General features: G+C 43.4%; 17 protein-coding genes. 6 read left to right on the top strand and 11 right to left on the bottom strand.

Features of this window, described 5'->3' with window-relative positions:
- Positions 1 to 27: 27 nt before the first annotated feature.
- From OCV44_RS15250 to yccS, 5 genes are all read right to left on the bottom strand, one after another.
- The gene (locus OCV44_RS15250; protein ID WP_139685840.1) at positions 28 to 939 is read right to left on the bottom strand and encodes a LysR family transcriptional regulator; all 912 of its coding nucleotides are present in this window, start codon (positions 937 to 939) and stop codon (positions 28 to 30) included.
- A gap of 53 nt (positions 940 to 992) precedes the next feature.
- Positions 993 to 2252: a hydroxymethylglutaryl-CoA reductase gene (locus OCV44_RS15245; RefSeq protein ID WP_139685841.1), complete on the bottom strand. Its 1260-nt coding sequence runs from the start codon at positions 2250 to 2252 to the stop codon at positions 993 to 995.
- A gap of 172 nt (positions 2253 to 2424) precedes the next feature.
- Entirely contained in the window at positions 2425 to 2745 is a 321-nt protein-coding gene (locus tag OCV44_RS15240) for a hypothetical protein (protein WP_139685842.1), read from the bottom strand.
- Between the two features lie 121 nt (positions 2746 to 2866).
- Positions 2867 to 3028 (bottom strand): hypothetical protein, encoded by a 162-nt coding sequence (locus tag OCV44_RS15235; RefSeq protein WP_170213751.1) that lies wholly within the window; start codon positions 3026 to 3028, stop codon positions 2867 to 2869.
- Between the two features lie 351 nt (positions 3029 to 3379).
- Positions 3380 to 5566, bottom strand: a complete 2187-nt coding sequence (yccS, locus tag OCV44_RS15230; protein WP_139685843.1) for a YccS family putative transporter — start codon at positions 5564 to 5566, stop codon at positions 3380 to 3382.
- A 177-nt stretch (positions 5567 to 5743) separates the two neighbouring features.
- Here yccS and helD point away from each other — a divergent pair, with 177 nt between their 5' ends.
- Positions 5744 to 7819 (top strand): DNA helicase IV, encoded by a 2076-nt coding sequence (gene helD, locus OCV44_RS15225; protein ID WP_139685844.1) that lies wholly within the window; start codon positions 5744 to 5746, stop codon positions 7817 to 7819.
- Between the two features lie 169 nt (positions 7820 to 7988).
- Positions 7989 to 8339, top strand: a complete 351-nt coding sequence (locus OCV44_RS15220; RefSeq protein WP_139685845.1) for a VOC family protein — start codon at positions 7989 to 7991, stop codon at positions 8337 to 8339.
- A 134-nt stretch (positions 8340 to 8473) separates the two neighbouring features.
- Here the strand turns inward: OCV44_RS15220 and OCV44_RS15215 are convergent, their stop codons facing one another.
- Together OCV44_RS15215 and torT are read right to left on the bottom strand one after the other, a co-directional pair.
- A complete protein-coding gene (locus OCV44_RS15215; protein WP_139685846.1) occupies positions 8474 to 8929 on the bottom strand; it encodes a methylglyoxal synthase in 456 nt (151 codons plus the stop codon).
- 60 nt (positions 8930 to 8989) lie between these two features.
- Positions 8990 to 9937: a TMAO reductase system periplasmic protein TorT gene (torT, locus tag OCV44_RS15210; RefSeq protein WP_240797169.1), complete on the bottom strand. Its 948-nt coding sequence runs from the start codon at positions 9935 to 9937 to the stop codon at positions 8990 to 8992.
- On the opposite strand from torT, the gene OCV44_RS15205 reads away from it, so the two are divergent.
- Both OCV44_RS15205 and torS read left to right on the top strand, forming a co-directional pair.
- Positions 9882 to 10046, top strand: a complete 165-nt coding sequence (locus OCV44_RS15205) for a hypothetical protein (protein ID WP_232460250.1) — start codon at positions 9882 to 9884, stop codon at positions 10044 to 10046. The two genes, torT and OCV44_RS15205, sit on opposite strands and share 56 nt — an antisense overlap.
- 64 nt (positions 10047 to 10110) lie before the next feature.
- Positions 10111 to 13143, top strand: coding sequence for a TMAO reductase system sensor histidine kinase/response regulator TorS (torS, locus tag OCV44_RS15200; protein ID WP_139685848.1), 3033 nt, complete (start codon positions 10111 to 10113; stop codon positions 13141 to 13143).
- A gap of 163 nt (positions 13144 to 13306) precedes the next feature.
- Here the strand turns inward: torS and OCV44_RS15195 are convergent, their stop codons facing one another.
- The 3 genes from OCV44_RS15195 to OCV44_RS15185 all read right to left on the bottom strand — a co-directional run bounded on the left by OCV44_RS15195 (position 13307) and on the right by OCV44_RS15185 (position 18831).
- Positions 13307 to 15661 carry a fatty acid cis/trans isomerase gene (locus OCV44_RS15195; RefSeq protein WP_139685849.1) on the bottom strand — a complete coding sequence of 785 codons (2355 nt, stop codon included), beginning with the start codon at positions 15659 to 15661 and terminating at the stop codon, positions 13307 to 13309.
- Between the two features lie 210 nt (positions 15662 to 15871).
- On the bottom strand, positions 15872 to 17536 hold the full coding sequence (locus tag OCV44_RS15190) for a VRR-NUC domain-containing protein (protein ID WP_139684157.1): 1665 nt from the start codon (positions 17534 to 17536) through the stop codon (positions 15872 to 15874).
- Between the two features lie 56 nt (positions 17537 to 17592).
- Positions 17593 to 18831 (bottom strand): L-lactate MFS transporter, encoded by a 1239-nt coding sequence (locus OCV44_RS15185; RefSeq protein WP_009844864.1) that lies wholly within the window; start codon positions 18829 to 18831, stop codon positions 17593 to 17595.
- Positions 18832 to 19425: 594 nt separating this feature from the next.
- On the opposite strand from OCV44_RS15185, the gene OCV44_RS15180 reads away from it, so the two are divergent.
- Positions 19426 to 19806, top strand: coding sequence for a hypothetical protein (locus OCV44_RS15180; protein ID WP_012600906.1), 381 nt, complete (start codon positions 19426 to 19428; stop codon positions 19804 to 19806).
- Positions 19807 to 20386: 580 nt separating this feature from the next.
- The gene (locus OCV44_RS15175; protein WP_139684158.1) at positions 20387 to 20911 is read left to right on the top strand and encodes a prepilin-type N-terminal cleavage/methylation domain-containing protein; all 525 of its coding nucleotides are present in this window, start codon (positions 20387 to 20389) and stop codon (positions 20909 to 20911) included.
- 168 nt (positions 20912 to 21079) lie between these two features.
- Here OCV44_RS15175 and OCV44_RS15170 read toward each other — a convergent pair whose 3' ends face one another.
- Positions 21080 to 22195: a GGDEF domain-containing protein gene (locus tag OCV44_RS15170; protein ID WP_170213702.1), complete on the bottom strand. Its 1116-nt coding sequence runs from the start codon at positions 22193 to 22195 to the stop codon at positions 21080 to 21082.
- Positions 22196 to 22205 lie beyond the last annotated feature (10 nt).

Genomic DNA, 22205 nt, shown 5'->3' with positions numbered 1-22205 from the left:
TATTTTCGGTCATCAATGCGAAAAGAGTTAGGCTTCTAAAAACAAGTCACACAACCATTTAATGGCTTGGTCGTTCATGTTTGGCTTGTTCCACACCAAGCTATACGCCACTTTTCCGTAATCAAAAGGAAGCGGCTTACTTACCAAACCTTGTGCTTGTTTGGCATGCTCAGCCCATTGTTTTGAACAAGTGAACAAGAAAGGTGTGTGGTGACATAGCACTGCCGCCGCGCCAAAGTCCGCTACTGATATCGCCATATCTCTAGGCTTATGACATTGCACCAAGTTTTGCTCAAAGTAAGGCTTAGACAGTTCGTTATCTAAGATTCCAATGTGTTTGTAATCTAAATAGCCTTCAACCGTTAGCTCTTGCTGAGCGAGAGGGTGGTGTGCGCCCATCAAGCAAACCATCTCATCAGGAAGAATCGTTTCCCATACCAGTTCTTTGTTATCCGTTGGTGGCTGAGAGATATCGTGGGGCAACAAGATCAAGTTGACCTTACCACTGAGTAAAGCATCGAATCCAAGTTCCTGTTTCGAATAGATATTAAGTTTGGCTTTTGGTGCTAGTTCAGTGGTGATTTTGCTGATCTTCGAGGCAAACACTTCGAAGGTACTTTCACGCATCGAAAGTGAAAAGCTGCCTTGGTACGCTTGAGGAGTAAAACTCTTTTGGTGAAGTAGCCCGTTCATGCTGGAAAGAATCGCGTGAACGGTGGGGGCTATTTTCAGGGCAAAGGGAGTCGGGATCAGCTTGGTGCCGTCTCGATAGAAAAGCTCGTCGTTAAGGATGTCACGCAGCTGAGATAATGTCTTACTCACACTCGAAGGGCTGACAAAGAGTTGCTCTGAGGTTTGAGTGACGCTGTGGGTGTTCAGCATAATATGAAGCGCAGTGAGGTGTTTAAGGCTCACTCGCGATAAATGTAAGTAATCCATACACAACTCACTCTATGCGTGACAACGGTCGATTTAAGGTTTTATAACAGAAACTAGCGCGCTAACTTGTGATGAGCTCGCGAAAAGTGACCCGCACAGAATGCGCCGACAATCGATAGTTCACCCGCCAAACATAAAGCAGCACACACCTCAGCTAAGGCTTGTGATTTACCGTTGCCGTGTAGCCCTAGTAAATCGAGACACGCTTTTTGGCTTGGTAGGCCTGTACCGCCACCGACTGTTCCTAACATCAAGTTAGGAAGCGTTACGCTCGCGTACAAACCACCTTCTTTGTTGAGCTCCATACGAGTCATACCAATTGCAGACTCAGCAACACACGCCGCGTCTTGTCCGCAAGCAATGTAGAGTGCAGCAAGTGCATTCGCATAATGAGCATTGATACCAATCGTACCGCTTAGAGCACCACCGACGGTGGTCATTTGTCCGAACTGCACCATCTTCTCTGGTGTGGTGTGGAGGTACTTAGCAACAAGCTCTGCTGAGATGTTGACCTCGGCTGTTACCTTTTTACCACGAACGCTGCGCAAGGTTTGGGTATTGGCTTTTTTGTCGCCCGATAAGTTGCCATCTAGGAAGGCGTGATCGGGTTTCACTGGCGTATTTTCAATGATGTATTCAAACACGGCATTGGTCGCTATGGTCACCATGTTCTGACCAGAAGCATCACCTGTTAGAAATTCAAACACCAAGTAAACATGGTTGCCTTCGATGTTGACATTGATGTCGGTAAGTTTGCCGTGTGATGTGGTTGATTCAGCTAAGGTTTTAAATTGCTCATATTGGGTTACTGCCCAGGCCACAAACTGTCCTGCTTCTACTAAACCTTGGAATGCGAAACCTGGAGTTCGTGTTACCCCTTCATTGAGCAGCATCGCACTTGCGCCACCACAAGCCGTGATAAGTTTTGAGCCACGGTTATACGATGCGACAAGCGCGGCTTCTGTGGTTGCTAGTGGGACTAGGTAGTCACCCGTAGCAAACAGGCCATTAACTCTTAAAGGGCCGGAGATGCCGACAGGGACTTTCACTGTGCCAATAAAGTGCTCGATGTTTTTCTCGTAAGCTTGAATCTGACTTTCTGTATGCGAGTCGAGCAGCTCTTTTTGCGATTCAGCGTTATCGAGAGCAGTCCAACGGCGTGTGAGATTCTTTTCTGTCAGGTAGGGGCTAGGTGTCAGCTTGTTTACTGGCTTTTCAAAGTGAGGTTGAAGCTTTTTTTCTAATTCGTCTGCGGAGATGTCGCCTCCTAAAATAGAAACATAGTCACGGCGATGCAGATTTAGTTTTGGCATAAATAGTATGAAGTAAAGTTTGTGCAGCAAATTGGTTTGCGCTGATTCTACCGAGTAATAAACCAGAAACAAGCGTCAGATATAATGAGTTACAGTTTGTATGGGTTTAGAGCCGTTTGTTAGTCAAAAAGAGGGCAAGCATCACCAACAAATCGCTAAATTGTAGTTCGAATTAGATATGGATATCGAGAAGGCTACCAATGGCTTCGTTTTGACGATCAACCACACTCGCACCAATACGGTTGTAATTTGCGCTTTGTGTCAGCTTTACTAACGCTTCCGTAGAGGACGAAGCAGATTCAGGCTCTTTCTCTTTAAACGAAATGGATTGTTCAGGTTCTATTTGATTGAAGCTCAAATCGTTAGTTTGGAAAGTGTCGTCGGATTTTAGAGAGGGTTTGGAGTTTTGGTTAAGCTCGATAGCGGCTTCTTCAGCCATGTTGGTTGACTGCTGAATAATGGCGTAACCAGATTGAATACCAGATATCGACATAACAGAACCTTTTATTGACGTATGAAATAAGTCTAGGCGGACGATATTTTGAGTGCAATGGAGAACGGGTACAATTTACTGAGAACAGGTGGATTTAAGCTAAAATAGTGACGACAGTCTATTAATTGAACAGCTCGCTAAGTACGTTTAACTCTTCATCCGTTAGAAGAGAACGCTGATCTGTTTCAAGGTTGTCATCTATTTCGCCTTGAAGTGCTTTCAATTGCTGTGGGTTAAGGAGCTGTATTTTCTGCTTAAATGCTTCAAATTGCTGTGTATTCATAATGTGACCCTAGTTCAAATCCATATGCTCAATAGAGCATAGCTTACTGGTTTAGGAAATCAAACAAGATTAAGCGAATATTAAATGAAGTTTGAAGTTTCCTAAAACTAAGACAACTATAAATCCATTTGGTTGTTTTTTGTCCGAGGAATGTTAGACAAAGTTATGAGCGAGTCAATCAAAGTCAGCCGGTTTGTACGGTTTGATATTTCTTTAGTCCTTGTAAATAAAGGATAGGTGAGAGGTTGCTCTACCTGATTGAGTCAGTTGGTAGAGCAATGTATAGATTTTCGTGATGTTTAATAAGTGACCAGTTTTGTTATCTTTTTGTTTTTACAGTTGTTTTGTTTTTTATCTTGAAACTTCTTTTTCAAGCGGTTTTTCAATCTTAACTTTAACTGCAAATTTTGTGGCTAAGGTATGCAGTTCTGGAAGCATTCGGTAAATCAAATGGAGCTGTTGTAGAACCATTCGAACAGAGCTTTCATCTTCTTCTCGCCATTCACTCAAACGTTTATCAAGTTCAGGGTCGTAAGCGTTTTTCACTTCACACTGTTCTTGATGAGAATAGAGTTGATCATTTAGAGCGTCTAGATGCTCGTGGATTACTCTGTGCGCATCTAATACTAGTTTGTGTGTCGCTTCGTCATCGATACGTGTTCTGTGTGCCCCCAGAGCAGAAATATAGCTGAGTAGTGCATGATTGAGTGTTAGGAATCGGAAGCTCTCATCTTCAGAAGTGCGATACTTGCCCGGTTCAACCAGCATACTACTGATAGCGGCAGTCAGGTTTGCATCGTTGTTATGTGCACTACGGCGAGCGATACGATAGTTGAGGCTATCTTTCTTGCCCACGCGGTATTGGCCAATGATCTGTGCGAGATAATCTTTATTGGAATCGAGTGCATCTGCCATCACTTTGTGAAGTCGTTTTGATTGCCAGTCCGGTAAAATATAGCTAACCGCTAAAACAGCGAGCGCACTACCAATGAAAGTATCAGCTAATCTCGGCAAAACAACGGCGTAGCCTTCCCCTAATTGATTGAAGCAGAAGAGCACAAGCAAGGTGATAAAGGCGGTTGCGAATCCGTAGTTATTGATACGGAAAGCAAAGAACATCACGCCACTGACCACAATGAATACCAGCTGACTCTCTTGAGATGGGAAAAAGGTCAGTAACGGTACTCCGATCAACAAGCCTGCGACGGTGCCAATGACACGAGCCGTCAGCTTTTGTCGTGTCGCACTGTAGTTTGGCTGGCAGACAAACAGTGTCGTCAGCAAAATCCAATAGCCACGCTCTATGTCAAAACCTTGAATGATACCGTAACCGAGCGTCAAAGTGATCGCCATACGAATCGCGTGACGAAATAGCATCGAATCGGTGTTCAGGTTGGCTTTGATCTTATGCCACATCGCCGTCAAAGTATGAGGGTTGGTATCGTCCAGTACGCCTTCTTCTAGTTTTTCTGCATCTGGGTTACTGATATTTGATAGCTGTTTTTCGACGGTAGCTAGGTTATTAAATAAGTAATCCAACTGGTTGAGTAATGACTTCCATTCTGGTTTATTCTGTTGATGCAGATGATTAAGTGAAGACATTAGTTCATCCAGTGCCAGAACCGATTTTTCGCCATGTTGGTATTCCGCCCCGACTTTCAATGAAGCGGCCACTTCTTTACAAGCGGTAGCTTGGGCTTCTAGCAGATACTTAAATCGAAACAATACGTCTGAGCGCTCAAAGTGCTTTGCCAGTTCTTGATAGCGGTAGTGGGTAGAGCTCACGCGCTCATGAATGTCTTGTGCGATGAAATAGGTGTTTAGGAATCTATCGCTCGGACCATCAATGTGTCCGCGCTTAGAGCGGTTGAGTAGCGTCGCTTTACACATGTTGAGTGCGTTAACAGTGCTAGCATTAAGTTTGGCTTCAATAATACGATGTGGTTGGGGAATCAAATCTGAAACAGGATAGAAGAGTTCCGCTTTGGAACCGATGTAATTGCCAATTTGATCGAATACCGTTGCTAGGTTTTGCTGTACAGGTTGCATTGGCCATACGATCTGCCAAATCATCGACATGAAGTAGTACCAAGCAGCCCCCGTTAACAGCAGCAGCGGTTGAAACCAAAGGTTAGTGCTCTCGTGAGCCCCAAGCATGGCATAGATAGCCACAAGTAATGAGCCAAATGCGATACTCGCGTATTTAGGGCCTATCGCCCCGAGTATGATAAAAGAGAAGGTTGAAACGAAAAGCCCTATCGCGAACAGCCAAGGCGTGTCGAAGAGAATCTCAATAGAGAAGGCTGCTACGGCAAAACAGATAAAGGTTAGCGTGAGTGCTTTCAAACGCCCGGTAAAGCTGTCATCGCTTTCAGCAAGAGCTGCAGCAATAACACCTAAAATTAACGGTGTGATCAGTGTGTTTTGCCCATAATACCAAGCGGGTACGACAACACCGAGTAGAGTGATGAGAATTAATACGCTGTAATTTATGGTTTTATTCGCCCAATAAAGGCGTAATTTGGCTGAGAAGTCCACAGTCGCTCACTTGACACACTAAAACCATAATCCTAACAGAAATCAAGCACAAGAATTTGATACTTATCCATAATTGCCCCTAGGTGGTCATGAAAGCGTCGATAAGCCGTGAGACATTATTAATTCTCACTGCATCATGATATAAATTGAATATTCCCAATTAAAGAGCACGCTCCAATGCAGCTAAGCGCTAATAAGACTGCACAGTTTTTTATTCAAAATGAATATCATCAGGTTGAGCTTGATGGTCCACGCCTGCTGTTATCTTCAGTAGGCAGTGAAGAACGTATCCCTTTCACTATTTGGAGTGGAAAGATCGCGATAAAGCGCGGGTTGTTTTGGGGATCGTTGCAGTTTTTTGCTAATCAACAAGATGGCAAGCAGCGAAGTTGGTTAGTCCAAGGCCTTCCGTGGGAACAATGCCGTCAATTTGCGCGCGCATCGGTTGCTGCTTATCAGAAGTGGCATGACAGACAATGTGAACAGTTGGCAGAGCACGTTCCTCAATGGGAAGCTGAATTGACACGTCTTGAGCAACTTCCTGCTTTCCTACCGCATTCTAAAGTGAAGACTTGGGTCGACATGGTCAATGCTGGTCTAGAAAATATGACCATGACTCTAGAGGAAGCCGCACAGCGTATGCCAAACCGCATCGCTCGAATGCAGCCATGGTTGTCTGAAACGGAAATTAAGCAAGCCGAGAGGAATCAACAGTGGTTAGAGACAGAAAGACAAAACTGGGAAGTATTGTTTGCTCAATGTGAATCGTCACCACTGAACTTATCGCAGCAATATGCGGTGTTGATGAATGATGATCACAACCTTATTTTAGCGGGTGCCGGTTCGGGTAAAACCAGTGTTCTTACAGCTCGCGTCGCGTATTTACTGCAAAGTCATCAAGCTCAAGCTGAAGAATTGCTACTGCTCGCCTTTGGTCGCGAAGCCGCGGAAGAGATGAAACAGCGCCTTAATAGCAAAGTTGGCTTATCAGCAGAGAAGGTGCAAGTGAGCACTTTCCATCAGTTGGGTTTAAAGATCCTTAATCAGGTTGAACCTGAACGCGTGGTTATTTCTCCGCTCGCGCTCGATGACAATCAACGCCAAGCATGGTGCATTGATTGGTTGAAGAAGCACTGGATGACGCCGACCAACTTTAAACGTTGGCAAAAGCACTTGTCTAAATGGCCAATCGCTTATTTAACCGGTGACGATGAGTTAGGTAGCCATGTTTCAAACCTCAAGCTGATAGCTTGGCTTGAGAAGCAGCTTGAGCAGTTGAATGCATCTGGTTTATCGAAGAAAGAAGTGCAACAACAGCTGATCGATCACCGAGACTACACGCGTCTCAACAGTGAACTCTCATTGTGTTGGCCGTGTGTGACCGCGTGGCAAAAGGAATTGAAAGAACAGAATCATATCGACTTCTCAATCATGATTAGCCGAGCGACACAGTATGTCGAGAAGGGGAAATTCATTTCGCCTTGGAAGTTCATCATGATCGATGAATATCAAGATATCTCGCCAGATCGCCTTGCCTTGGTTGAAGCGCTATGTAACCAGTCGAAAGCGCAACACCAAGCTTCTATTTTTGCGGTAGGCGATGACTGGCAGTCAATTTACCAGTTTGCGGGGGCGGATGTTGACTTGACCACGGGCTTTAAAGATCGTTTTGAGAGCTCGACAATTCATCATCTAGATACGACTTATCGATTTAACAATCAGTTAGGTTCGGTTGCCAATCGCTTTGTGCAGGAAAACCCGATTCAATTACCAAAAGAGCTCAACAGCTTCAAGCAACAGAAACAGAAGTCGGTTTATAGTGCGCCAAGCAAAGAAGTTGAGAAGATCCTCGATCAGATAAACAGGCAAGCTAAAGGCAAAGCCAATAAATCTATGATGCTGCTTGGGCGAAATCATTACCACAAACCTGAACTGTTGGATGACTGGAAAAAAATCTACACCTCAATTGATATCAGCTTCATGACTTGTCACGCGAGTAAGGGTAGAGAAGCGGACTTTGTGATTATTCTTTGCGTGGATGAAGGGCAGTTCCCTGCTAAGAAGAAACAGCTGCATATTGATGGTGCGTTGACTGAATCTTCGGATGTGTTCCCTTATGCGGAGGAGCGCCGCTTGTTTTATGTGGCTATGACGCGAGCGAAAGAGAAAGTTTGGATCACGCACAGCGGTGACGGTTCTGGCTTTGTACAAGAACTGCATGGCTCTGATTACCCAGTCGTTCGTAAGAAGTGATGTTATTTGACGAGATTATCCAATTTTATATCTTCAAGCCCACTCTTTATGATTATCAGGGCGAAGCCTACGATGATTAGAAACAGCTTCTACCATTAGCGGTAAGCTATTACCATGAAAGACAAGCTACTATCATTCGGTACAAGGCATACAGCAGAAGGAATGCGCTATGGAACACGGCTCTATTAACTACATTGAATTTGCCGCGCGAGACATCGCCGCGACTAAGGTGTTTTTCAGCCAAGTGTTTGGTTGGAGCTTTGAAGACTATGGTCCTGAGTATTCTGCTTTTGAAGGTAAAGGCTTAATGGGTGGGTTTTATTTAGCGGATCTGGCGTCTAATGCTGAAAGTGGCGCGGCGCTGATGGTTTTCTATAGCGAAGATCTTGATCAAACCGAGCGTGACGTGATTGATGCCGGTGGCGAGATAAATCGTGAGATATTTAGTTTCCCCGGTGGCAGACGTTTCCATTTTAGAGAGCCAAGTGGCAATGAGATGGCTGTGTGGAGTGACAAGTAGCGAGTTAAGATTCTAGTGAACAAAAAGCCTGCGATGAAGCAGGCTTTTTAGTCTGTGACGTTATCTTGGCTCTTAACGAAGCGTTTTTCTTAGTTCTTAGCGAAGCGATTTGCTTAGTTAAGAGCGCTGAACTATTAAGTTCGCTCAGTTAGGTACGCTTCGTAGTCTGGGATCTCAATGATCACTTCTTCTTCAAGCAGTGAAGAGTTAAACAGGAAGTTAGCGGTAGCGCGGTTGGTTGCTACAGGGATATTCCAAACACTTGCGATACGAAGCAGTGCTTTTACGTCTGGGTCGTGTGGTACGGCATTCAATGGATCCCAGAAGAAAATCATCATATCAATTTTTCCTTCAGAGATAAGCGCACCAAGTTGTTGGTCACCGCCCATTGGGCCACTGATCATACTCTTAATTGCTAAGCCTGTTTCTTTACTGAGTAGAGAACCCGTCGTGCCTGTTGCATAAAGGAAGTGCTTTTGTAGTTTTTCTTTGTTCTCTTTGACCCATCTTAATAGCTCAGGTTTGAAATGGTCATGAGCGACCAAAGCGATATTCTTATGCGTTGGCATAGTACGCGTCGTTTTTTGCATGGATGTTCCCTAAATGATTGATTCGTTTTTATTGTTTTGAGTTCTTTAGTCAATATAGCACTAAGGATTCACACTGAATACCGGGCGAAACTCAGAAGGTGACAATGAGTCGGCGATAATTTGATCTTTGAGTGTTGCTGGTGTCAGTGCCTCAATCATGGGTGCACTATGTTTTTCATAAGGTTGACCACGCAAGTAATGGGTGGCTTGCTTTACCGACAAGCGACCTTGTTCAACCATTTTATCTGTTGGTGCAAAAAGCACCTTGTTACGAAGTAAACCGCGGTAGATTCCGTGACTTAAGTAACTTGAAATTAACCCAATATCTTTGGTTTTACCCGCAGCTCTTAGTTCACTTATCGCAGCTTCAATCGCGACTGCACTTCCGACAATATATTGAATATCCGGTTGTTCGATGACTTGTTGTACCAAGTTTCTTTGCAGTTCTTTATCGTTGTCTGCCCAATAGCTGATCGCGATTTTGATATCGCTCGATTTGATTGCATCATAAAACCCGAGCGCCACAGGTTTAGTGCCACCGCTTGCTTGTGGGCCAAGTAATAGGGCGATAGGTGTTTCTCCTGACCCTTTTGGATGTCTTTTCGACAAAAACTCTCCGACTTGGAAGCCCATTTGATACCAGTCGACACCGACCGTGCCTTTTAATACTCTTTGTTGCTCTTTATTGACGGTTAACTCATTGACTGTGGCAAACACAGGGGTTGCTCCGACCCAGTTGGTCAGATTCTCATGGTAAGCGTCAGGCGAAACGGTGCCTAAAATAATGGCATCAGCTCCCCATTGCGTGCAAAGCACCAGTTGTGAGGCCTGTTTGGCTACGTTGGGGTAACCGCCAGCTTCCAACACTCTAAGTTCGACTTGTTGCTTTTCTGCTTCTGAGACCATTCCGTAGTTAACCGATAACCAATAAGAGTCTTTTAGGTGCGGATAAATGGCACAAATTTTTTCTTTTTGTGATGTGGCTTCTGCCGGTTTTATTGGGCTCAAAGGCTCACTAGCACTTGCTACAGTAGTGACTGATGCTAGTAATGAAAGAATAATTTTTGAAGTTAAAGGTCTAGATAGCATGAATTGCCGTTTTATTGGTTTTAGATAAGAAACACTGCAAAATATAGCGTATTCTGCATGGGTAAAGAAGAACGTTTTAAGGTTTAGAGTTTATGTTGTTAGCTTCAGCGAGTATTGGACGCAAGCTACTGGCCTCATTCTTAGTGATGGCCCTGTTGGTTTTATTGTCTGCATTGATCGGTGTTTCTGGTTTTAGCTTTGTAGCAAAGACAGAAAGAAACGTCGTCGATTCTGCTCTTCCTGCCATGATCGAAGCTCGTCAAGTATCTGAGTTGAGTAACCGTATTATTTCGTCGGTACAAACGCTTTCTAATGCGAGAAATGAAGCAGAAAGAAAAGAGGCGGGCACGATGTTGTTCGGTCAACTTGAGTCGCTTCTTCAGCATATTAAAGAACTTGGCGTCGACAGCTTTGATTCCCAACTTCTGAATAAACTCGAAAACAATGTCCAAAGTGTTATTAATACACTGGCTGAGTTGGGCGTGTCAGTTGAACGTAAGCTTTGGTTAAACAAGGAACTTTCTTCTCGTGTTGAAGAGATGCGTCTACTTGCGGAAGAGCTAGAACAGCTAACCCGAACCCAAGTGTTGAACACGGCCACCATCGCAGTTGCCAACGTCACACACATCTATGACCTACTAGAAACTAAGCAAACTGATAAAGCCTACCAAGCCTTAGATGCGCTTGTTGAGGTTGACCTTGATTTGTCTGAACGCTTGCATGAATTACATTTGTTGGCGTACAAAATGCTTAATCAAATTGAAGAAACACAGACGGTCACTAACGTTGAACGTATTCATCAAATCCAATCTGAGTTTGAATCTAATCTAAGAATTATGGCGCGCCGTGTGAAAGCGGTCGAAGATCCGACTCGTTCGGCGCAGATGTCTCAGCTTCTAGAAGAGCTAAGAAAACGCCAAGTCGTGTTCGATATATCGCTAGAACAATATGAGAACACCAAAAAATCTGAATTTTTGATGCAAAATACGCTGGAGCTGTTTTCGCAACTGAATACAACGGTTAACCAATTGATCGACGATTCGAATCTAAGTACCAAAAAAGCGGTTGATGAGCTGACTAGCACGCTGAATCTAGCTCAATGGTCGTTGTCGGTGATTTCGGTTATTGGCTTGGTTATCGTTGCCGTTATTGTGTGGCGAGTTGTTTATATCTCGGTGGTTAAACGTCTTACTGAATACTCTTCAGCTTTGATGTCTATCGCTCAGGGGCGTCTGAATATCGATATCTCGGTTAAAGGTAATGATGAACTGGCTCATATGGGTGAGGCTATTATTACAGCGAGAAATACGGCACAGGCGCTACAAGTGGTAGCCGTTGGAGAAGCGAAGGCGAAACGTGAGCTCGAAGAACATAAAGAGCACTTAGAAGAATTGGTCACCGACCGAACTTATCAACTGCAAAAAACCAATGAGAAGTTGAATGTCGAGGTGGAAAATCACGCTAAGGCTCGTAGTGCCGCAGAGCAAGCAAGCCGGGCTAAGTCCGCCTTCCTCGCGACGATGAGCCATGAAATACGAACACCGATGAACGGTGTATTAGGTACGGCTCGATTACTTAAAGATACTGGGCTAGATCCTTTGCAATCGGGTTATGCCGATATCATTAACCGCAGCGGCAAGAATCTTCTCGCCATTTTGAATGACGTGCTTGATTACTCAAAGATAGAAGCGGGGCATTTAGAAATACGCACGGCTTCGTTTGATCTCTACCAAATGGTTAAAGATACCTATCAACTCATGGAAGGGCGCGCTGCTGAGAAGAAACTTAATTTCGATTTCCATATTGAAAGTAACGTACAACGCTATTGGCGTGGTGACGTGACACGAATCAGTCAAATCTTGAATAACCTAGTAGGCAATGCAATTAAGTTTACGGAAAGTGGTTCGGTCGATATCTTTATCAGCTTAGATATCGAAGATGAAAATCGAGTGATGTTTGAAGTGTCAGACACAGGTGTTGGCATTGATAGCAACGAGCAAGCTTGTCTGTTTGATGCGTTCACCCAAACCGGTAGTGGTCGTAACAAAGCGGGCGGCACAGGGCTTGGACTAGCGATCAGCAAAAGTATCATGCAGGCAATGAACGGTGATATTGGCGTTCATTCTGAAGAAGGAGAGGGGAGCCAATTCTGGTTCTCAGTACCTTTGTTCGCGGGTGAGAAGATTGAAACGAAAGCACCGACTATTGAAGCTTGTATCCGTGCCAAAGTATTGTTGATTGAAGATAACCCTGTTAACTGCATTGTTGCTGAAGGATTTCTGAATAACCTAGGCCATGACGTTGTGATGGCGACAACAGGAGAAGAGGCCAGAGCTATATTCAGTGAGCAGGCGTTTGATATTGCGTTGGTAGACATCAATCTACCCGATTGTGATGGCATAGAGCTGATTCAACAGTTAAAAGCGATTCTAGAACAAACGTCCACGGCTGAGCCGCTAAATATACCCCCTATGGTGGCGGTGTCGGCGCATGTATTCAATGAAGAAGTCGAAAGCTATTTAGCATCAGGGTTCGATGGTTTCTTGCCTAAACCGTTGGAGAAAGAGGCTCTTTCTCAGATCATCGTTACTCAACTCGATGGTAAAGCACTGTTGTTACCACAGCCGGATCCGAACGATGCTGTTTGCAAACAAAACTATAAACGCGTAATTGAGAGTAACAGTGATGGACTGAACGGCACACAGATGGCAAATGTATTGGCTAATCACACGGCTATAATTGATTCTCAATATGATACAACTGATTCCCAAGACCAAGGAGAGGCTCCGGTGAAATTGATTGATTCCAAAGTGATAGAGGGTGATCTGTCGATTCTTGGATTAGAGAAAATGAAACAGATTGTTGCGCTGTTTGATGAAAGCAGTGACCTGACCTTGAATGAACTGGCTGAGGCGAGTCAAGCGGATGATGGACGAGAAGTGAAGTCCTTGGCGCACAAACTTAAAGGGTCGGCGGGTAGCTTGGGTCTCTCAGCACTGTACAGCTTGTGTCAGAGCATTGAAGCAAGCGAAGAACCATTATTGCAGTATCGAGATAATGACCAAGCTTTATCGGAATTAGTAAGAGACTCGTTGAAGGCACTTGTGCCCTATGTTTCCGCTTAACGATGTGAGCCTGTGCTAATCCGAGAAACACACAAAAAATCCTCTGAATGAATACTCATCAGAGGATTTTTTATGCTCAGCGAGTCTTCTTTTCTAAAAAATTAGCCATTTATACGGATTTTGGTTCAAGCTCGATAATCAAGTAACCAGGGTTTGTTGCTGACTATCTATTCTCAAAACGGTTGTAATCCAATAAACCAAACTCAATCGGTTGATCTTGTTGATACCAACGGTGAACTCGGTCGCTGAATGGCCAGAACTCAGGCGAACTGCGTCGTACTGCAAACTTATCCAGCAACGCGACGTAATCTTTTTCTGTGTCCAAGCTTTGCAGTGCTTTAACCAGAGTCGGTATATCGCGCTCAGTTAATGACAGATAAGCGGCTGGGTAGCTACCTACAACGCCACGTACGAGTGTTAAGTCGTCATTGGCGTAATCTCGATTACCCTCTTCATTGAACAGGCTTGAAATGTTGCTGTGAGCGTTATTGTGAATCATGGTGAACAGCTGCTCATCGCCGTTCTCGCTTTCAATCATGATCGTCACTAATTGAGGCACATGACGCAGACCAACGCCCTTAATCAAACTCACTTGTTTGAGCAGAGCTTCGTTTTTCCGACTAAAACCTGTTTCGACAATATCAAAGCGATTATCTAGGATCGGCGCGAGCTTATCTTTGATCATATTAAGCAGTTCACGCTTCGGATCTGTCGTTTTGTAAACCACGTTGGTTGGTTGGTCAAAAGGTGCAATATTGCGCTGTAAATAGTCGCTCAACTGTGAGCTTTGGTTTTCATACCAACTCGAGTGTTCAATGTGTCGAACGTCTTTTGGAAGAAGGGTTAAGAAGTTACTCTCACCTTCAAGGCGCAAGAAATCCATAAACATGCGCGTAATCAGTTGGTGGCCGAAGTTACCGTAGACATCAAAACCAGCAACGAGAAGGTAATGGATACGTTCTAGAAGGGCGTAATCAAGAATCCACGCTGTCTTGGGTTGTGGGCCAACTAAACCTTGAACAACTGAAGCGCTATCAAAGTGTCTAAAGATAGTAAGCGCGGCATTAGGGTTCGTGCCATTGCCATCCCAAATTATGTTTGTATCTAGATTTACTCCGCTATCAAACCATTGATTGGTGAAGTCTGATTTCGCATTAAGGTATCGAGCTTGCTGCTTCGCGTAGCTTACCCAGTTTGTAACAGGGACAGTGTTGCTTTCTAGTTCACTAGGCAGCTTTAGGTTTTGCTTCTGGTTGGCATAAAACTGATTAATTTCAGGCAGATCCGCTTTATCAGGATCGATGAATAGTACCCAGAATCTATCATTGATCACGTTGAGTGCGAGCTGCCCGCGACACACCGGCCCCTTGATAAAGGCCATGATGGTGTTTTGTGCATTGTCCAACATGAAATGGAAGCGCGAGTTCACCGGAAGTGCTTCAAATGAAGTCATTGGATTCGCTGCGACGTCAATCGCGTAGCTAGGAAGTTGTTTGACAGCGTAACGAGCATCCACAAACCATGTATTCCAATTGTTCAGGCGTTCTTCATTTAATGCGAAAGGCATGTGTGTTTTGTGTACGATGGTGCCTTGCTCTGGAATCAGGCGATAATAAACCCGATCCACTTTTGGATCGTCGTAAGGTCGACGACTCGTGATGCGTTGAACCGCTTCACCTGGAGGCGTCGCAGAACGAACCAAGGTGAAGAAGCGTGTTGGCTGAGCTAAATCCGAGAAGTAGAGGTGTGATAGAAATAGATGTTCATAGATATAACGTGCTGAAAGCTGGCTTTTATTGTCACTCTTATTGAGAAAGCTCTCGTAGATATCAACGAGCTCTTGTTCCGCATCATTCAGTGGAATATGGTCGTTCATTAACGCGCCGTTTTCCAACCAACTCATTAAAGTCGCGTATTCCGTTTTATCTAAGTTCGGCATGCCATAAGGCATTCCCCACGTCGGGTAATCTCTTTCGTATTGAGCGTACTCTTCAATGGTTGGACACTGTTGGTCGCGATCGGTTGAAAAGTCGAAGCCTTCAAGTTGCGTTTGATCTGGAAGAGGGTGGTTTTCTTTTTGCATCAACATACGAGAAACAAGCCCAGCATCAAGGTTAGCCGTTGAATTCTGCATACGCTCGTTAAGCACTGGATGAAAATCCGCATCACGCCACTCTTGAGTTGTTATCGCGTCTTCAAACAGGCGGGTAGGGGCCGAGGCGGTTAAACGGGTGCCTTGATAAACGAGAGCCTTACTCGCCCCTCGGTCGATACCTTCAACTGAAGACATTTTGAGCTGGCAAGGTGCATCATAACAAGCGTGGCAAACAACACAGCGGCTATCAATGATAGGCTTTACTTCGTCAATGAAATGCTGTGCTTGAGATGAAAGAATAGGCGCTTGGCGATCACGGACTTGTTGTTCACCAAAGAGCTGATCGAAGTTCAACCCCGCGTAGACGGCACAACCTGAGAAGACGCTAACAAAAGCTAAAATGAAGAGTTTTTTCAAATTCATACGTATTAAAGATTAGGCATTTTCTCTAATTATATCGAAAATGATTGAAAAAGCTCATGTTCTGACTATTTTATAGATAAGATATTGATGTAAGTTATTTACTAGAGACTAGAGACTAGAGACTAGAGACTAGAGACTAGAGACTAGAGACTAGAGACTAGAGACTAGAGACTAGAGACTAGAGACTAGAGACTAGAGCTAGGCAACTATCTAATGATTGACGTAGCAAACCGAGAATGGAACAGATAATCGCTCGAACTCTTTGATCCATCGCCATTGGTTGTCTTGCAATTTATCGCCGGGACCTTTGACCTCAATCCAATGAAATTCTTCGCCCTTGAACGCAATCAAATCCGGCATCCCAGTTCGGAACAATTTTAGGTCACTCAATATCACCTTGAAGAGGTCGACAACTAGTGCATTTGGAACTGAATTCATGCTGTGTTCGATGAGCGATTTAGGGAAATGACTCCAATGAACAAATGGGTTAGCAATACCGTGTTTTTGCTCGTAGATATCAAGCAAGTGGTTTAGCCCGCGCTCGGATAGGGTTTGGAACACGGCTTCGACCTGCTCTGCTCGTTTATCTACGAAATCTGAATGGTACAGATCCAACGGTCGATGTTGGTAGCGATTGATAAAGGCGCCTTCAACATCTGCGAAAATCACATCCCAGAAAGCCAAACCGAACAAGCCACAAAGAAAACTGTTCTCTGAGAAGTAGACATCCCAACCTTGGCTTTCAAAGTGTTGCTTCACCGCAAGTTCGACTCGCGTTTGGCTGAGGTCTAATTCCAGTTTTATCTCTTTGCAGTTCGGTTTTATGGTTCGTGAAACTTTGTGGCCCTGTTTCCGTAGTAGCCTATCTTGAAGCTTGATAGTGACTTCCAATTCTGACACATCCGATGGAGCAGTCTTCATTTGCGTGACAATGTCACACATTGAGTTTAGCTCATCTTGCTTGTCATAGATGCGTGCAAGTCGTTCTCTGCTCGGAGGAAGCACAGATTGTTTGAACCAAAAGACAGCTTGGTCGTTTTGGTTGAGCCTTTCTAGATCGCGAGCGATGTCGTTGATCAAACGCGATCGTTTTCTGGCTATGCTCCTGTGCTCCGATTCAGCGGGTATCGATTGTAAAAGGAGTTCAAGAAACTCTGGGTCTTTACGGTCGCCCTCAGAATATTGGCGTTGAATATCGCGCATCTGGAGCAGTTGATTGAGCTGTTCTCTAGAGGAGAAGAAACGGCGCTGTTTGCTTAATGGGTAGTTTTCGAAGGTGTTGATTCCAAGATCGCTAAGAACGAATTGGCTTAGGTCTTGATAAGTATTGGCAAAGAACAGTAGCAGCAAGACATCAATCACTTCAGATTCGACAACGTAAAGACAATCGAACGACAAAGTTTGGAACTGATTAAAACGTTGGTGGTCGAGCAAAGCCAAGAGTTCGTCTTTCTTCGCTGTCTTATCGTTCTTAAGAGATGGGAATGCGTTCAACAGCTCTGGTTTAGTCAGTAGATGCAATCCTAATTCAAGATCACTAATGACGAGGTTATGTTGTTCAGTTGGGTGACTTAATGTAATGAAGCTCGATGCGTTTAGCTCTTGTAGGGCGATTTTTAGATCTGGAATCTCAATATAACTGAGTTTATCACTTCGAAACCAGCAACCCTTACGTGAAAGCAAACGAACCATTAGACACTGACTTGAAACTGAAAGACGTTTGTATTCAGACAACCAACGGCATTCAGCGTCACTCAGAAGATCGGGGTAGAGCGTTTGAGCGTGTGCAATCAGTCGATTAAAGTTGTCGAGATAATAAGTAGGGGAGAGTTGAGGAGTGGTTTCTATCGTCAATGGGTTAGTCGCTTGATACAAAAAGAGCCTAACCCTAAGGTTAAGCTCTTTCTATTTTTAATCAATCGAGAACTGAATTAAGCGCTTGCTTGCTTAAGTTCTGTTGCTTTCGCTTCTGAGATTGGTTTAGTCACGATAGCTAGAACAATACACACGGCCATCATAGCAGCAGAGATTGTGTAAGCTAGGCCGTAACCTTCACCATTCGTCATTGAGTAACCAACAACCGCAGCACCGATAGCACCACCGATACCCCATGCCGTGTAAAGCACGCCGTAGTTAGTACCGTAGTTTTTCAGGCCGTAGAATTCCGCAGTTAGTGTTGGGAATACTGCTAGAAGTGTACCGTAACCAACAGCTGCGATAGCCGTACCAATGATTAGCGTGAATTCAGAGTTGAACGTAGCGAATAGAGCCATGTTCGCGCCTTGAAGGATGAACGCTAGAAGTAGAGTACGTACGCCACCGATTTTATCTGCAAGCATACCTGCAGCAACACGACCGCCTGAGTTGAATACAGCAAGGATAGACGCTAGGTAAACCGCGTTTGGTAGGTTCGCTTGAACGCTAGCAATCGTAGTGATGTTACCGATGATCATAAGACCAACAGAAGCAGCAAATGCGTACATGATCCATAGAGAGTAGAACTGAGGAGTCTTCAGCATTACTTTCCATGTTAGGTCTTCAGTCTTCTTAACCGCTTTAGGTGCTTGGCCTTCTTTTACTTTAGGCTCAGCTGGCGTGTAATCCGCTGGTGGGTTGTTGATCGTTGCCGCTAGAGGTACTGCGATTGCAAGTACACCAACACCAAGAATCATAAAGCTTGTTTGGATACCCATGCTATCGATTAGCGCAGAAGTTAGTGGTGCTAGGTAAATAGCAGCAAGACCGAAGCCTGCAGCGATTAGACCGTTAACCATACCTTTCTTAGAAGAGTGGAACCATTTCATTGCTGATGGAGAAAGACATGCGTAACCGAAGCCGATACCAGCACCTGTCATCACGCCAAACGTTAGGTTTAGCATCATAGGAGTCGTAGCGAAACCAGAAGCAATCATACCTAGGCCAGTAAGCGCTGTACCAAGAATAAGGATCTTACGTGGGCCCATACGGTCTTGAAGAATGCCTGCAACAAGAAGACAAACAGAGAATGTGATAGTTGCAATAGCGTAAGGTGAAGATGCTTCTGCTGCACTCCAACCAGCTTCAGTCACTAACGCCTTGTTAAATACACTCCAAGCATACAGGATGCCAAGACAAAGGTTGATACAGAAGCCTGCTAGCAGGATACGTGATGCTTTATCAATCTTGCTCATTTTTATTCTCAGTTTTGTCGTTGGTCAGTGGTGAACCACTTAACTAAAGACGGGTTATTGTGATTGTTTCTTAAAAATTAGTTTGCGTTTATCAACAGACAGCGCAAAAGAGCGCGGATTATAACCAATAAAAATGTGATTGGAATCTCTTTTTCCATTTTTGGTAAATAAACCCAAAGTTGTTAATGGGTTGTTTTTTGTTGGTTTTGAAGTTGTGTCCAATACCTTTCTGTTTTGTTCTTTTTAGCGTGGCGGGCTTATTTTTTAAGGGATTCTTCGGTACACATTTCAGATTGTCCACGTATCCCGTGCGGATATCACAGAGTTACGAATTATTTTAAATATTTTCTAAGGTTAATTTTGTGTAACAAAATAAATCGGAATGACGCTTTGTTCATATGAGACAAGGGGTAACGGAGGTTTATTAAAAACAGTATGTTAACTAATTGTTAACTTGGCTTTTTGTTAGCACCTTTGTTTACATTTTGTTCGATTTGAGGGGTTGTGTTGTCCGTGAAAAGTGGGAAAATAGTACGCAAACAAAGATTCCAAATTTGAAAGGATGCGTTTCCAACTTATGGTGAGGCGAGTATTATGAAACTGTTTTTAATTTTATTGATGTCAATTTCTGGTGGTGTAGCAGCAGCTGACCATATTCACTCTTTCCTATTCGGCTTCTATATTGCGGCGTTAGCAGTTGGTAGTTGTTACTGGCTGGCATTCCGCAGCACACGCTTCCCACAGTTGGCTTTGATGCTATTAATGTGTGGCTTCTTCGCAAAAATTGCAGTGACGGTTATCGGTGTTTCTTGGGGTATCTCAAACGACATTATTCAATCGCCATTCATATTCTCGTTGTCATACCTGTTCTTCTTAGTGGTTGTTACTTACGTTTGGTTTGCATACCGCGATAAGTTGACGCTTAAAAAGCGCGCTAAGCAGGTAGAAGAGTCTCGCAAACAAGCCGCTGTATAATTCAGAATTCTAAAAAGGAGCCTTCTTCGGAAGGCTCCTTTTGATCCTGCCTGAGCTCAAACAATCAGAATTTGAGTACCTTACCTAAAATTGCATTATTGAAATAATATGTGTTTGACGAATTGCTCGTCAGGCGTTTACTATAGCAAAAAAAAGGACGGCATCCTTTTTTGTTAAGGAGATGTGCCAAAGCAATGCTTATTAAATTGGATAGTTGTCGTTGGAGTAGTCGTTAGTGTTCAACAATGAAGTACAAGATCTATTGATATTGCTCGTGTTTCTTTTATTCGCCTTGTTGTTTCTTAATGGCTGAATTGATTCATATTAAACAATCAATGTTGCGAGGAGTGAGCCACAAATTATGTGGCTTGGTATTTATCAACCAGTGCTTCTAGCATATTTGAAGTATAAGGCAAACTACATTGATAGGAATACAGCACTCGAGACCAAATGAAGCAGCCGAAATCAAGTCGAGTTAAAGTTCGATAATGGTCCCCTTATTAAAAAGAATCGAGAGTAAAGATATCATTGAAAAAATTAACAAGAACAAGGCTAATAGCCATGTGTGAGGTTAATCATTATGTATAAAAACAAAGGCTTTACCTTGCTTGAACTTGTAGTAGTGATAGTCATCCTTGGGGTGTTGGTAGTGACTGCAGCACCTCGCTTTTTGAATTTGCAGAGTGATGCAAGAAACGCGTCATTGAAGGGGCTAAAAGGAGCTATTGAGTCTGCAATCAACTTATCTTATGGAAAAATGCTAGTGGCTAACGCGGAAGGGAATCCTATAACTAAAGGGGCTTCGGCCGCAGCAATTATACCCGGTTGTGGTGATTGTACTTTTTGGTACGGATATTCCCCTGCGGATGTAAAAACGCTGTCCGTTTTGGTTGACGGTATTGAAGTTGACGGTTCAGGCGATTTTGTTCTGACAGACGTACAATCTAACAATAACATCAGCAATGCTTATTACGTGGAAATAACCTTCCCTAACAATATGCTAAATGGCAACCTTGTGAATGATTCATGTTATTTAAGATATGAGTCAAGAATTGGTGCTCCAGTAGATGCTAAACCGGTTCTTGATTTGGCTAGTTGTAACTAGACGATTTGTTACGTTCAATGTTCTTACTTATGTATCGGTTAAGGAAGATCGTTGCCAAAATACAAACAAACCTTACCCTTGATTGGAAATTGGGTGCAGATGTAAAGTGAAAATATTTGTACTATTTAATTGCTCTCAAGTCAGAGTATAGACAAGTAAAAATCTTGTTTAATTTTGATAAAATGCATAATTGTTGAGTTGATTGTGCTTCTCCGATTTTGCTTTGTACATCGCAGAATCAGCGGCAGACATGAGCTCTTTTTCTGATGAAAAGTGTTTTTGTTGGTAGATGGAAATACCTGCGGAACACCCAACTTGGATTATGTTTCCTTCGAGCTCAATCGGCTGGCTTATCATTCCCATTATCCGAGTTAGTGCAACTTCAATGTCTACATGATGCTCAAAATTAACAATAATTAAACCAAACTCATCACCTCCGAGTCGAGCAAAAGTATCAGAACTTTTTATCGATTTTTGAACTCGCCTAGCAATGATTTTGAGAAGCTGATCCCCTGCATCGTGTCCCAAAGTGTCATTAACTTCTTTAAACCCATTTAAATCTAAAAAGCAAAAGCCAAAAGGTTCACTTTTTTCTATATGTCTTTTTAGTGCAGTTAAGCAGTATTTCCGGTTTTTAAGCCCAGTAAGGTAGTCGGTTTCAAGGTTAAGTGATTTTACTTTGAGGCTACGAGTTAAATAAGTGATGGCGGGAATTGTTATCGCAGCGCCAATAATCGCCATATATATCGCATACAACAGGCTTTTTCGATCATCTTTTATCGTATTCACAAATTCAGAGAGATCATAGCCCTTGAGTTCGTACAACACCACGTCATCATAAAGAACCTTTATGTTGGAGACCGTACCCAAAATTTCAGGTAAATGTTGTCGCCAATTTTCTTGCGACAAAAGCGTATTGTAATGGTGGTCTAATTGTTCAATGTGATTAGCAATCGAGTTCTTTGCATAACCTTGAAATTTTTTGAATACGTTTGCGTCTGTAGTCAAGAACTCATAGTTAACAATAAGGAAATCAATCCTATTTTTTATTTTTTGAGGCGAATCTACATCATTGTATATTGTGTCTGACACTTCCATTTCCAGTTCATGAACTTCTCTTCCAAATCGCCAAGAAGCCCAATAAGAAGCTTTTATCAATTCGATATATTTTACGGTTTCACGGTCATGTTCAGTGTGTGCTTCATTGATTCTCAACGTAACGAACAGTAATAAGGTGAAGAAGATTGCTAATGCCAAGCTTCTTTTGACTTTGTCATGTTTCACTGTTTTTTCC

Source organism: Vibrio tasmaniensis, assembly GCF_024347635.1.
Taxonomy (GTDB): Bacteria; Pseudomonadota; Gammaproteobacteria; order Enterobacterales; family Vibrionaceae; genus Vibrio; species Vibrio tasmaniensis.
Note: the sequence above shows the minus strand (reverse complement) of the source record. Positions and strands in the feature narration are given on the sequence as shown.